This is a genomic window from Mesorhizobium sp. HAY1-8B (assembly GCF_056868045.1).
In genome coordinates this window covers 402,268-415,887 of the sequence record NZ_CP200321.1, presented here as the reverse complement: position 1 = coordinate 415,887, position 13,620 = coordinate 402,268, and the positions used below count along the sequence as shown (strand labels likewise).

11 protein-coding genes are annotated in these 13,620 nt (G+C 63.6%); 7 read left to right on the top strand and 4 right to left on the bottom strand.

Annotated elements, in window-relative coordinates:
- Window positions 1–24: 24 nt before the first annotated feature.
- The 5 genes from glmM (at window position 25) to serA (ending at window position 6,519) form a co-directional block, all read left to right on the top strand.
- On the top strand, window positions 25–1,377 hold the full coding sequence (glmM, locus tag AC1VON_RS02060) for a phosphoglucosamine mutase (protein WP_056575467.1): 1,353 nt from the start codon (window positions 25–27) through the stop codon (window positions 1,375–1,377).
- A 256-nt stretch (window positions 1,378–1,633) separates the two neighbouring features.
- Window positions 1,634–2,470: an outer membrane protein gene (locus AC1VON_RS02055; protein ID WP_172348138.1), complete on the top strand. Its 837-nt coding sequence runs from the start codon at window positions 1,634–1,636 to the stop codon at window positions 2,468–2,470.
- A gap of 241 nt (window positions 2,471–2,711) precedes the next feature.
- Window positions 2,712–3,476, top strand: coding sequence for an outer membrane protein (locus AC1VON_RS02050; protein ID WP_483120259.1), 765 nt, complete (start codon window positions 2,712–2,714; stop codon window positions 3,474–3,476).
- Window positions 3,477–3,677: 201 nt separating this feature from the next.
- Window positions 3,678–4,853 carry a phosphoserine transaminase gene (locus AC1VON_RS02045; protein WP_483120258.1) on the top strand — a complete coding sequence of 392 codons (1,176 nt, stop codon included), beginning with the start codon at window positions 3,678–3,680 and terminating at the stop codon, window positions 4,851–4,853.
- 64 nt (window positions 4,854–4,917) lie between these two features.
- The gene (gene serA, locus AC1VON_RS02040; protein WP_172348141.1) at window positions 4,918–6,519 is read left to right on the top strand and encodes a phosphoglycerate dehydrogenase; all 1,602 of its coding nucleotides are present in this window, start codon (window positions 4,918–4,920) and stop codon (window positions 6,517–6,519) included.
- A 33-nt stretch (window positions 6,520–6,552) separates the two neighbouring features.
- Here the strand turns inward: serA and AC1VON_RS02035 are convergent, their stop codons facing one another.
- Complete coding sequence (locus AC1VON_RS02035; protein WP_172348142.1) at window positions 6,553–7,485, bottom strand: DMT family transporter; 933 nt, start codon at window positions 7,483–7,485, stop codon at window positions 6,553–6,555.
- Between the two features lie 213 nt (window positions 7,486–7,698).
- On the opposite strand from AC1VON_RS02035, the gene AC1VON_RS02030 reads away from it, so the two are divergent.
- Both AC1VON_RS02030 and AC1VON_RS02025 read left to right on the top strand, forming a co-directional pair.
- On the top strand, window positions 7,699–8,997 hold the full coding sequence (locus AC1VON_RS02030) for an adenylosuccinate synthase (RefSeq protein ID WP_172348143.1): 1,299 nt from the start codon (window positions 7,699–7,701) through the stop codon (window positions 8,995–8,997).
- A gap of 75 nt (window positions 8,998–9,072) precedes the next feature.
- Window positions 9,073–10,725 (top strand): hypothetical protein, encoded by a 1,653-nt coding sequence (locus AC1VON_RS02025; RefSeq protein WP_483120255.1) that lies wholly within the window; start codon window positions 9,073–9,075, stop codon window positions 10,723–10,725.
- Window positions 10,726–10,767: 42 nt separating this feature from the next.
- Here AC1VON_RS02025 and AC1VON_RS02020 read toward each other — a convergent pair whose 3' ends face one another.
- The 3 genes from AC1VON_RS02020 to AC1VON_RS02010 are packed head-to-tail and all read right to left on the bottom strand — an operon-like array spanning window position 10,768 to window position 13,544.
- Window positions 10,768–11,010, bottom strand: a complete 243-nt coding sequence (locus AC1VON_RS02020; protein ID WP_172352830.1) for a type II toxin-antitoxin system CcdA family antitoxin — start codon at window positions 11,008–11,010, stop codon at window positions 10,768–10,770.
- A 52-nt stretch (window positions 11,011–11,062) separates the two neighbouring features.
- On the bottom strand, window positions 11,063–12,883 hold the full coding sequence (locus AC1VON_RS02015) for an ABC-F family ATP-binding cassette domain-containing protein (protein WP_483120253.1): 1,821 nt from the start codon (window positions 12,881–12,883) through the stop codon (window positions 11,063–11,065).
- Window position 12,884: 1 nt separating this feature from the next.
- Window positions 12,885–13,544 carry a thiamine diphosphokinase gene (locus AC1VON_RS02010; RefSeq protein ID WP_483120251.1) on the bottom strand — a complete coding sequence of 220 codons (660 nt, stop codon included), beginning with the start codon at window positions 13,542–13,544 and terminating at the stop codon, window positions 12,885–12,887.
- Window positions 13,545–13,620 lie beyond the last annotated feature (76 nt).

The window sequence follows — 13,620 nt, the reverse complement described above, 5'->3', positions numbered from 1 at the left end:
GAACCGTCAGGGAATCTAACCAGCATGGCAGGGAATTACTTCGGCACGGACGGCATTCGCGGACGCGCCAACAAGTTTCCGATGACCGCTGAAATCGCCATGCGTGTCGGCATGGCTGCCGGCCTTTCGTTCCAGCGCGGCAGCCACCGCCATCGTGTCGTTCTCGGCAAGGACACCAGGCTTTCCGGCTACATGATCGAGAATGCCATGGTCGCCGGTCTTTGCGCCGCCGGCATGGATGTGTTCCTGCTCGGCCCGATCCCCACGCCGGCTGTCGCGATGCTGGTGCGTTCACTGCGCGCCGATATCGGTGTCATGATCTCGGCATCGCACAACCCCTATTACGACAACGGCATCAAGCTGTTCGGGCCAGACGGGTACAAACTCTCCGACGAGATCGAAGAGCGCATCGAGAGCATGCTCGACAAGGATATCGAACTCTCACTCGCCGATTCCGACGGGCTTGGCCGGGCCAAGCGCGTCGACGGCGTGCATGACCGTTACATTGAATTCGCCAAGCGTACCTTGCCGCGCTCGATGTCGCTTTCGGGTCTGCGGATTGTCGTCGATTGCGCCAACGGCGCGGCCTACAAGGTGGCGCCCGAGGCGCTGTGGGAGCTTGGCGCCGAAGTCGTGGCCATCAACGTCGAACCCAACGGCTTCAACATCAACAAGGAATGCGGCTCGACCCATCCGGCCGGCCTGCAGAAAAAGGTGCATGAAGTGCGCGCCGATATCGGCATCGCGCTCGACGGCGATGCCGACCGGGTCGTCATCGTCGACGAGAATGGCGCGATCGTCGATGGCGACCAGATCATGGCCCTGATCGCCGAGTCCTGGCACCAGAGCGGACGGCTTGCCGGGGGCGGCGTCGTGTCGACGGTGATGTCCAATCTCGGCCTCGAACGCTTCCTCGGCGACATGAAGCTGCAACTGCACCGCACCAAGGTCGGCGACCGCTATGTCGTGGAACATATGCGCGCGCATGGGCTCAATGTCGGTGGTGAACAGTCGGGCCACATCGTGCTGTCGGATTTCTCGACCACCGGTGACGGCCTCGTATCGGCGCTGCAGGTGCTGGCCTGCATCAAGCGTCAGGGCCGTCCGGTCAGCGAACTGTCGAAGAAGTTCGAGCCGGTGCCGCAACTCTTGAAGAATGTCCGTATCGCCGGCGGCAAGCCGCTCGAGGAGGCTCCGGTCAAGGCCGCGATCGAGGATGCACGCAACCGTCTCGGCAAGGCCGGGCGGCTGGTCATCCGTCCGTCCGGCACCGAGCCGCTGATCCGGGTCATGGCCGAGGGCGACGATCCGCAGTTGGTCGAGGCCGTCGTCAACGACATCGTCGAAGTCATATCGGAAACCCGCAGCGCCGCCTGATTTCCGGCGCGTCCGCGGGGCGCCATAGTCGCTTCGGTTACATCCAGGCCCGCCCTTCCGGCGGGCTTTTTTGTTGGCCCGGAGTGGTGCCGGTCTCCGGTTGTCGAAATTTGCTTATGAATCCCTTGGATTTTAGCGATTCGTGGTTAATCGACAGGGTTAAACGCGTTTTAACTTTTCCAATTCATTATCCACGCCTGAAAGCCAATCTCATTCGGACACGATCGCCGTTCCGAGGTTCCTAGGGGTGACAAGCATGTTCAATACAGCAAGAAAGACACTGCTCGCGCTGCTGTTTGCGGGCTCGGCCGGACCAGTGTTCGCAGCCGACCTGCCAGAGCCGCAGGTCGAAGAAGCGCCGCCGCAGGCTGTCTACGAGCAGCCGGCAGAGGTCGGCGGCTGGTACATCCGTGGAGATCTCGACTACCACAAGTCTGATGTGCGCGGCATCGACTACACGACCTACACCGTAGATCCCATCACCACCATCATCACGCCTGGCGACCGGAGTTTTGATTTCGGCAAGCTCAAGGGCAGTTTCTCGCTCGGAGCCGGCGTCGGCTACAAGATCAATGATCATCTGCGCGCGGATGTGACCGCCGACTACTGGTTCAAGTCTGACTTCAATGGCGGTACTTCGGATCTCCTGACGACATCGACCGAGGTGTCGAAGATGAGCGCCCTGCTGCTGTTGGCCAATGCCTATGTCGATATCGGCACCTGGCATGGCATCACGCCCTATGTCGGCGCTGGTATCGGTGGCGCGCGCGTCAAGTGGGATACCGTCTACGACCCGAATACCACCGAGACCAACCCCGGAGCATCCAACTGGCGCTTCGCTTACGCTCTGATGGCCGGTGCTTCCTACTGCCTGACCGACAAGGTCATCCTCGATGCAGGTTACCGCTTCTCCCATATCCAGGGCGGCCGCATGTTCGAATGGGATGCGAGCAGCTCCGGTCCTGGCTACGACCGCGGCTTCAACACCCACGAGGTGCGAGGCGGCCTGCGCTATCAGTTCGGCGGCAACAATGGGTGCAGTGCACCGGTGGTTGCCTACCAGCCCGAACCTGAGCCGATCTACACCAAGTAAGAAATCCACTGCCTCGAATATACGCGAACCGCCCGGCCTGGCCGGGCGGTTTTCGTTTGAGCTGCCGCCAATGAGGTGCCCAGGCAGGAGGACAATTTGGGGCGTCATGCATTAGCGAGAATGAATTCGCTAACGCTCTGTTAGCCTTAACCGCGACTTAACCACTATGGTTAACAATGCTCCTTGAAACGATGGCTACCGCTGTGATTGCAAGCGTCGCCAAATCCGGGAGTCGGGGACCATGACACTCACATCGCGTATCGTGCTGGCGCTTGCCGGATTCGGGCTCTTGCCGCTGACGCCAGCATTGGCCGCCGACTATGATCCGCCGATCTATGTCGACCAAGCGCCCGACTATGTGCCGGTCGAGGTCGGCTCGGGCTGGTATCTGCGCGGCGATGTCTCGTACCTGGTGCAGAAGAGCTTCAAGGACGATGATTTCGCCTTCACGCCGGCAAGCTTCAGTGAAAAGGAAGATCCGATCTTTGCGAGCATCGGCTTCGGCTACCATTTCAACGATTATCTGCGTGCCGATCTCAATCTCGGCTATCTGCCCGGCAACAAGATCGGCGTCGGCTATGACGATTCGGGGACCACGGTAGCTTACACTCAGGCGTCGGCCGCGCTGAAGAATTACGCGTACTCGCTCATGCTCAATGGCTATGTCGACCTTGGCACCTATGTCGGGATTACGCCCTATGTGGGCGGCGGCGTCGGTATCGTGCAGAGCACGAGCAAGCTTTCGGCGAGCTATTTCACCAACAATAGCGATCCTACCGACGATTTCGTCCAGAGCGATGACAGGACGAAATATTCCCTCGCCTATACGCTGAATGCGGGCCTTGCCTACCAGGTGACGAAGAACGTTTCCGTCGATCTGGGCTATCAGTATTTCTCCGCCCCGAATGCCGAGTATGTGACGGCCGAAAGCCTGACCTCCTATCCGATCAAAAAGGGGATCAGCAATCACCAGGTCAAGCTCGGGCTGCGCTACGACCTCTGGTAGGCCCGGGATAGATCAGCATTTTGACGGCGGATCCCTGCGGTCCGCCGTTTGCGTTTGAAATCACGCGATCCTGATCGCGGATCGCCGGTATCCCGGTAGCGACAAGAACTTTCCTCTTGACGCCCGAAGCCTGAACGCATATCGCCGTCCGTGGGCCACCCCTCCCCAACGAGGGGCCACTATCTGGAAGGATAGACCACGATGACGACGCATACGAAGCCCGGACTCCGTCCGGCAAACCCCAATTTCTCCTCAGGTCCCTGCGCAAAACGTCCCGGCTGGTCGGTCGAGGCGCTCAAAAACGCCGCGCTCGGCCGTTCCCATCGCGCCAAGATCGGCAAGACCAAGCTCGAACAGGCGATCGAGCTGACGCGCGAAATCCTCCAGGTCCCGGCGGACTACCGCATCGGCATCGTGCCGGCGTCCGACACCGGTGCGGTCGAGATGGCACTGTGGTCGCTGCTCGGCGAGCGCGGCGTCGACATGGTCGCCTGGGAAAGCTTTGGTTCCGCCTGGGTCACCGACGTGGTCAAGCAGTTGAAGCTGCCCGACGTGCGCAAGCTCGAGACCGGCTACGGCGAATTGCCGGATCTCACCAAGATCGACTTCGACCGCGACGTGGTCTTCACCTGGAACGGCACGACGTCGGGCGTGCGCGTGCCGAACGGCGATTTCATTCCCGCCGATCGCAAGGGCCTGACCATTTGCGACGCGACTTCGGCCGCCTTCGCGCAGAGGCTCGATTTCGAAAAGCTCGATGTCGTCACCTTCTCCTGGCAGAAGGTGCTGGGCGGCGAGGGTGCGCATGGCATGCTGATCCTGTCGCCACGTGCGGTTGCGCGACTGGAGAGCTACAAGCCCTCATGGCCGCTGCCGAAAATCTTCCGCCTGACCTCGGGCGGCAAGCTGATCGAAGGCATTTTCAAGGGCGAGACCATCAACACGCCGTCGATGCTGTGCGTCGAGGACTATCTCGACGCACTCCTCTGGGCGAAGTCGATCGGCGGTCTTGATGCCCTGGTCGCAAGGGCGGATGCCAATGCGGCGGTTCTCGATGGCTTTGTCGGCAAATCGTCCTGGCTGGGCCATCTCGCCGCCCTGCCGGAGACGCGGTCGAATACTTCGGTCTGCCTGTCCTTCACCGATCCGGATATCGCGGCGCTCGACGCCGACGGACAGGCGGCTTTCGCCAAGGGTCTTGTCTCGGTGCTCGACAAGGAAGGGGTCGCCTACGACATCGGCTCCTACCGCGACGCGCCTCCTGGCCTTCGCATCTGGTGTGGCGCGACCGTCGAGACCTCCGATCTCGAAGCGCTGCTGCCATGGCTCGACTGGGCCTTCGCGGCACAGAAGGCTTCGCTGAAAGCGGCTGCCTGAGATTTCCGTGGCGGCCCGCGGGCCGCCCATTCCCGGATCAATCCCATTTTTCAAGGAGGTCGCCATGGCGCCCCGTGTTCTCGTCTCTGACAAACTCTCTCCCACCGCCGTGCAGATATTCAAGGATCGCGGCGTCGAGGTCGACTACCTGCCCGATCTCGGCAAGGACAAGGAAAAGCTGCTCGAGGTTATCGGCCAGTATGACGGCCTCGCGATCCGCTCGGCGACCAAGGTCACCGAAAAGCTGATCAACGCCGCCACCAGGCTCAAGGTCATCGGACGCGCCGGCATCGGCGTCGACAATGTCGATATCCCGGCGGCGAGCCGCAAGGGTATCATCGTGATGAACACGCCCTTCGGCAATTCGATCACGACGGCCGAACACGCCGTGGCGATGATCTTCGCGCTCGCCCGACAGATCCCGGAAGCCAACGCCTCGACCCATGCCGGCAAGTGGGAGAAGAACCGCTTCATGGGCGTCGAGATCACCGGCAAGACGCTGGGCGTCATCGGCTGCGGCAACATCGGGTCGATCGTCGCCACGCGTGGCGTCGGCTTGAAGATGCATGTCGTTGCCTTCGACCCGTTCCTCTCGGACAAGCGCGCCGAGGAACTCGGCGTCGACAAGGTGGAACTCGACGAACTCTTCGCCCGCGCGGACTTCATCACGTTGCACACGCCGCTGACCGACAAGACGCGCAACATCATCGATGCCGGGGCAATCGCCAAGATGAAGAACGGCGTGCGCATCATCAATTGCGCCCGCGGGGGACTGGTCGTCGAGGCCGATCTGATCGCGGCGCTGAAGAGCGGCAAGGTGGCGGGCGCCGGCATCGACGTGTTCGAGGTCGAACCGGCAGAGCAGAACCCCCTGTTCGGCATGGAAAACGTGGTGGCCACGCCGCATCTCGGTGCCTCGACGGCGGAAGCGCAGGAGAACGTCGCGCTGCAGGTCGCCGAACAGATGTCGGACTACCTGATCAAGGGCGCCGTCTCCAATGCCATCAACATGCCTTCGATCACGGCGGAAGAAGCGCCGCGGCTGAAGCCGTTCGTCAAGCTCGCCGAAGTGCTCGGCGCCTTTGTCGGCCAGGTCACCGAGGATCCGATCAAGGAGGTCGAGATCCTGTTCGACGGCTCGACCGCGACGATGAACACGCGCGCGCTGATCAGTGCCGCCCTTGCCGGGCTGATCCGGCCGCAGGTCGCCGACGTCAACATGGTTTCAGCGCCGATCATGGTGAAGGAGCGCGGCATCATCGTCGCCGAGGTCAAGCGGGACAAGTCGGGCGTATTTGACGGCTACATCAAGCTCACTGTCAAGACCGAGCACATGACGCGCTCGATCGCCGGCACCTGCTTCTCCGACGGCAAGCCGCGCTTCATCCAGATCAAGGGCATCAACCTCGACGCTGAGGTCGGCCAGCACATGCTCTACACGACCAATGCCGACGCGCCAGGCATCATCGGCCTGCTCGGCACGGTGTGTGGCGAGAATGGCGTCAACATCGCCAACTTCCAGCTTGGCCGTAACCGGCCGGGCGGCGACGCCATCGCGCTGCTCTATCTCGATGCGCCGTTCCCGGAGAAGGTGCTGGAGCAGGTGCGGGCGCACAAGTCGATCGACTCGGCCAAGCGGCTGCAGTTCGACGTGGGCGGGATCTGACCCCCGCCTTTCCCAGAGATCGGAAGGCGCGGCCTATGTCGCGCCTTCTTGCTGCTCGGCACGCCTTGGCGGCGGGATCATCGCCATCTTGCGCCCGCTGTATTCGGCAAGCGCGATGCCGCCCAGCACGAGGACCAGCGCCAGTGCCTGATAGAGCTGAAACGTCTCGCCGACGATCAGCACCGAAAGCAGCGTGCCGAAGATCGGCACCAGGTTGATGAACAGGCCGGCGCGATTGGCGCCGATCAACTCGTTGCCCCTGATGTAGGTTACCTGCGAAATGACCGAGGCGCCGATCGCGGTATAGACGATCACGGTCCAGCCGCGCGCGTCGGGCACGATGGCCTTGCCGGCGGCGACCTCCCACAGGAGGAAGGGCAGAGAGGTGACGAGCGCGGCGACCGACATGGCCAACATCAGGCTCTGCCAGTGCATCACCGGTTTCAGCCGCAGGCCGACCGTATAGCCGCTGTAGAGGACGACCGCGACCAGCATGATGGCGTCGCCGAAATTGAGTTCCAGCGTCAGCAGTCGGCGCGGGTCGCCGTGGCAGGCGGTCAGGATCACGCCGGCAATGGTCAGCACGACGCCGGCAATCTGCGCCCAACTCACACGCAGGCGGAAGAAGATGAAGTTGGCGACGATGATCAGCACCGGCATCGCCGCCTGTTCGATCGAGACGTTGATGGCTGTCGTGTAGTTGAGCGCCGTATAGAAGATGGTGTTGAACAGGGTGAAGCCGCTGGCCCCAAGTGCCACCAGCACGAACCAGTGCCGGCGCACCACCGGCCAATCCTGCTGGATCGTGCGCCAGCCGATCGGCAGCAGGATCGCGACCGCCAGCACCCAGCGCAGGAAGACCAACGTCATCGGCGAGACATGATCGACCGCCAGCTTGCCTGCCACCGAATTGCCTCCCCACAGCAAGGTGGTGAGCAGCAGGAATATGTAGGCGCTTCGATGCATCGCGGGATTCCAGCTGCGGCGGGCGCGCCGGGGTGTTTGCCGGCCTACTGCGCCGGCGAGCCCAAGTAAATGATGTCAAAGCCGAAAATTGTTGTGCCTCAGGGCATTTTCGGCGGCAAAGAAAGGTCGCACTCGCGAGGTCTTGACGCTATAGAGGCCTGTCGTTTCGAACCATATCCAGGCCGCTCGGCGGCATCTCAAGGGAAAAGAAACATGGCCAATGTGGTGGTCGTCGGCTCGCAGTGGGGTGACGAAGGCAAGGGCAAGATCGTCGACTGGCTGTCGGAGCGCGCCGATGTCGTGGTGCGTTTCCAGGGTGGCCACAATGCCGGCCACACGCTGGTCGTCGACGGCAAGGTCTACAAACTGTCGCTGTTGCCGTCCGGTGTCGTGCGGCAGGGCAAGCTGTCCATCATCGGCAATGGCGTGGTCTTCGACCCGCATGCTTTCGTGGCCGAAGTGGCGAAACTCAAGGCGCAGGGCGTCGAAGTGACGCCAGATCGCCTGAAAATAGCCGAAAACACAGCGCTTATCCTGTCGGTGCACCGGGAGCTGGACGGATTCCGCGAGGACGCCGCCTCAAATTCCGGAACGAAGATTGGCACGACCCGCCGGGGTATCGGTCCGGCCTATGAGGACAAGGTGGGTCGGCGCGCGGTGCGGGTGATGGATCTGGCGGATTTGGACACGCTTCCCCTGAAGGTCGACAGGTTGCTGACGCATCACAATGCGCTGCGCCGTGGGCTTGGCCACGCGGAAGTCACGCATGACGCGATCATGGCGGAGTTGACGTCGGTCGCGGATGAGATCCTGCCCTATATGGACCGTGTCTGGAAAATCCTCGACGACAAGCGCCGCGCCGGCGAGCGCATCCTGTTCGAGGGCGCGCAAGGCACGCTGCTCGATATCGATCACGGCACTTATCCCTTCGTCACCTCATCCAACACGGTGGCCGGACAGGCCGCCGCCGGCTCCGGTGTCGGTCCGGGCGCCATCGGCTACGTGCTCGGCATCACCAAGGCCTACACGACGCGCGTTGGCGAAGGTCCGTTCCCGACCGAACAGAAGAACGAGATCGGCGAATTCCTCGGCACGCGCGGTCATGAGTTCGGCGTCGTCACCGGGCGCAAGCGCCGCTGCGGCTGGTTCGACGCGGTGCTGGTGCGCCAAGCCGTCGCCGTCAACGGCATCAAGGGCATCGCGCTGACCAAGCTCGACGTGCTCGATGGGCTGGACGAGATCAAGGTCTGCACCGGCTACCGTCTCGACGGCGAGACGATCGACTACCTGCCGGCGAGCCAGGGCGCGCAGGCCCGTGTCGAGCCGGTCTACGAGACGCTGGAGGGGTGGAAAGGCACCACTGCCGGCGCGCGCAGCTGGAACGACCTGCCGGCCCAGGCGGTCAAATATGTCCGCTACATCGAGGAGTTGATCGGCGCGCCGGTAGCACTCCTCTCCACCAGCCCGGAACGGGATGACACGATACTTGTGACCGATCCGTTTCAAGACTAGTTTCTGAAGCCTTTCCGGGCATCGCGGCTGATTTGCGGGGGCCGGCGCGGGAGCAAAATACAGGTCGACTGAAGCATGGCAGATTTCGTTGCTATTCTGAAAAAGGCGCTCGACAAGCACGGCGACGAGACGCCCGAGAAGCGTACGCGCATCTATGACAGCGTTCGAACCATGCTGGCGAAGAAGCTTGCGGAATATTCGCCGCCGCCGGCTCCCGAAGCCATAAACACGCAGAAGCGCTCGCTGGAAGACGCCATCGTGGTCGTCGAGCGGGACTATGCCAAGAGCGTGCCGGAAACAGACCCGCTCGCCGAGCTGGAGCACATCTTTTCCTCCATCGACCGCAACAAGAACCAGCCGAGCCACACGCGCCAGCCGGCGAAGGCCGAGCCGGCGTGGCCGACGCCGCCAGCCGCCAAGCCGGAACCCTACCGGCCGGCGCCACCGCCCGCCGCCAAGGCCGAGCCGAGCTGGCAGAAGCCCACGCCGGTGCAACCGGCGGCTCCGAACCTTGCCGACCATGCCTTGCCGGGCATGGATGCGGACCAGGACGATGACCGGGCCGATGTCTTCCCGAATGACGAAGAGCCGGAGGCGGCCGATACATTCCAGCGCTTGCGTCCGGCCGAACGCAAGCGCAGCTATGGCGGGCTGATCGCCGCCGTTGCCGCCTTGCTGGTCGTTGCCGGCGGCGGCTATGGCATCTGGCTGAACAAGGACGCCTTCAGCAGGATGCTGGGCCTGGACGGCGGCAAGGTTGTTGCCAAGACCGAGCCGGTGAAACCGGCGCCGGCCAAGCCGGCTACCGACGCAGCGGCGACGCCACCGGTGCCGGCAGCCGGCGCCGAAGGAACCAAATTCACGCAGCGCCTGACGCCTGAAGGCGGCGAAACCGATCCCGGCCCGGCCGGGGGACAAAGCGGCATAGGCGAGGGTGAATCCGTCGCCGCGCTGACGACGCCACCTTCGGCGACCAACGCCCCGGCCACTCCGCCACCAGTCACCGGCGCGCCTGCCGCGACCACGCCTGCGCCGGGTGCCGCGCCCGCGACACCGCCCGCCAACGGAACCGCACCCGCGGCACCGGCCGATGCCGCCGCCACACCGTCGCCCGCGCCGGCGGGCGCCTCGCCCGCGGCGCCGGCGGCCGCTCCGGCGACGGAAGCTTCGGTGCCGGTTGGCCAGAAGGCGATCTTCTATGAGGAGCGCACCAGCACGGCACAGGGGTCGGCCGAGCCCGGCAGCATCGTCTGGTCCCTGGTGCAGGAATCGCCAGGTGGCGACCTGCCGCCCGAGCCGGCGATCCGTGCCGAGGCGACCATCCCCGGCAAGGATATCCAGTTGCGCATGACCATCCGCCGCAACACCGACCAGACGCTGCCGGCCAGCCATATCATCGAGATGATCTTTCTGACGCCCGACGGTTTCGAAGGCGGCGGTGTCGACAACATCCTGCGCGTCGCCATGAAGAGCTCCGAACAGGATGCCGGCAGCCCACTGATCGGCATTCCGGCCAAGATCGCCGACGGCTTCTTCCTCGTCGCGCTCAACGACACCAAGGCCGACGAGGACGCGAACATGACCCTGTTGCGCGGCCAGGACTGGATCGACGTACCGGTGGTCTACAAGACCGGACGGCGGGCGCTGCTGACCATGGAAAAAGGTATTCCCGGCGAGAAGGTGTTCGACGAGGCGATCAAGGCCTGGCAGGCGAAGACGGCAGGCTGAGAGAGCGGCCGTTTCAAGAGCAGTATGGCTATAGTCACGGGGTCAAAACGGCCGATACTTGGCTAAGGGCAGTCCGTTGCGCCTGACATAATCGTTCCAGCCTTCGATGGCTTGCTTGTTCTCTTCCTGCCATCGGCGCGTCTTTTCCGCTGCAATCACCTTGGCGATACCGGTCTCCGCGGCACGAGAGATGTCGATGCCTAATCCCTTGGCGTCTTCGAGCAGCTGCAAGCTGATCGATATCTTGACGGATTTTCGCTGAAGTTTGCGTTTCGATTGAAGCATGGGGTTGCCCTCTATGCGTCCAACATAGACGCATAACCTCGCAGGCACCCAACTACCCCTCCATCTCCTCGCGCAGCATCTCCAGCTCCAGCCATTCTTCCTCGAGCGCGGCCAGCGTCGCGCGTTCCTTGTCGAGGGCGGCGATGGTCTTCTGGAACGAGGCCGGATCGCGCTCGTAATAGGCCGGGTCGGCGATGTTGTTCTCCAGCCGCGAGATCGATGCGGTCACCGCCTCGATTTTCTTCGGGAGCGATTCCAGGGCGAATTTCTGCTTGAACGACAGTTTTTTCGCGGGCCCTTTTGGGGCTGCCGGCTCGCTCTTGCCTGCCGCTGGCGCATCGGCGGCTTCCGCCTTGGCACGGGCCTTGCGGTCGTCGAGCCTGGTGCCGCCGCGCTGCGCCAGCATGTCGGAATAGCCGCCGGCATATTCGACCCAGCGGCCGCCGCCGTCCGGCGCGATGACGCTGGTCACGGTGCGGTCGAGGAAATCACGGTCGTGGCTGACCAGGATGACGGTGCCGGCAAAACCAGCGACCAGTTCCTGCAGCAGTTCCAGCGTCTCCATGTCGAGATCGTTGGTCGGCTCATCGAGCACCAGCAGGTTTGCCGGCCGCGCCAGCACGCGCGCCAGGATCAGCCGCGCCCGCTCGCCGCCGGACAGTTCGCGCACCGGCGTGCGCGCCTGCTCCGGCTTGAACAGGAAATCCTTCATGTAGGAGACGACATGGCGCTGCTCGCCGTTGATGACGAGGTTCTCGCCGCGCCCGTCGGTGAGGTATTGCGCCAGCGTCTCCTGCGGGTCGACCGCCTCGCGCTTCTGGTCGAGCGTGGCGATTTCCAGATTGGTGCCGAGACGCACCGAGCCGGCATCCGGCGCCAATTCGCCGGTCAGCATCTTCAACAACGTCGTCTTGCCGGCGCCGTTCGGCCCGACGAGGCCAACACGGTCGCCACGCTGGATGCGGGTCGAGAACCCCTTGACCACGGTAAGGTCGCCAAAGCTCTTCTCGATGTTCTTCGCCTCGATCACCAACTTGCCGGATTCGGCGGCATCGCTCGCCACCATGGTAGCGTTGCCTTCGGCGCCGCGATGGCCGCGGAAGCGCTGGCGCATGGTCTGCAGCTCGCCGAGGCGGCGCATGTTGCGCTTGCGCCGCGCCGTCACGCCATAGCGCAGCCAATGCTCCTCGCGCACGATCTGGCGGCCAAGCTTGTGTTGCTCGCGCTCTTCCTCCTCCAGGATGAGATCGCGCCATTCCTCGAAATGGCCGAAACCCTTGTCCAGCCTGCGGGTCTGGCCACGGTCGAGCCAGACAGTGGCGCGCGACACGCGTTCGAGAAAGCGGCGGTCGTGCGAGATGACGATGAGCGCCGAAGAGGTGCGGACGAGCTCTTCTTCGAGCCATTCGATGACCGACAGGTCAAGATGGTTGGTCGGCTCGTCAAGCAGCAGAATGTCGGGTTCCGGCGCCATGACGCGGGCCAGGGCGGCGCGCCTGGCCTCGCCACCTGAGAGATCGCCCGGCCGCTCTTCGCCCGACAAGCCAAGATGCTCCATCAGATAGGAGGCGCGGTACGGATCGTCGGCGGGCCCGAGCCCCGCCTCGACATAGGCGCGCACGGTGGCGAAACCTTCCATGTCGGGCATCTGCGGCAGATAGCGGACGGTCGCGGAAGGTTGGCGGAAGACTTCGCCGTCCTGCGGCTCGATGAGGCCGGCGGCGATCTTCAGCAGCGTCGACTTGCCGGAGCCATTGCGGCCGACCAGCGCGATCTTGTCGCCGGCCGAAGCGGTCAAGGCGGCGCCGTCGAGCAGCGGCGTGCCGCCGAAGGTCAGTTTTATCCCATCGAGATTGAGAAGAGGCGGGGCCATGTCAGCTTTCGGGCAAAGGATAGGGATGGGCGAGCAGCAGCGCGCGGCCATGGCCGAGCGCGATATCGAGGCGCCCCCCGGTTTCATCGAACTTGACCTCGTTGGAGATGGTCAGTGATGAGCCGAAGGCCACCTCGACCTGGTTCAGCGGCCATTTGGCTCCAGTGACGGTCAGGCCGGCAAGTTCCGAAAAGCCGAGGATCGAAAACAGCGTGCCGTCGGCATAGTCGAAGCCGGCCTTTCCCAACAGCAGGGGCACGCCTTCCTGGGCGCCGCTGGTCAGCAGCACCTCGGTTCCGGCCTCGGCCAGGCGCAGGGCGAGCGCCAGATGCAGGAAGGCATGGTCGGCACGCTTGCCGCCGAACGCGCCCGCCAGCACAAGGCGGGTCGCTCCGCGCTCGAGTGCGGCGGCGATGGCAAGTTCGCCATCGGTCTTGTCTTTTTCCGCCGGGAAGGTCTGGCGAGGCACCGCGGCGAGGTCGTCCGGCAGATCGGCCGGCACTGAATCGAAATCACCCACCCACAGTTCCGGGACAAGGCCGAGCAGCCTGGCATGTCCGATACCGGCATCGGCGGCGATCACGCGCGAGCCCTCGATCTGGCGGTCGAGCCGGGGCGTGCGGATGAGATCGCCGCCAAGCAGGATGGTGAATGTGCTCATATCTGGTGGCCTGTACCAGCCCGGCAGCGGAAACGGAAGGCGGCAAACTCCCACTTGCGCGGTTCCTCGGCCGGGC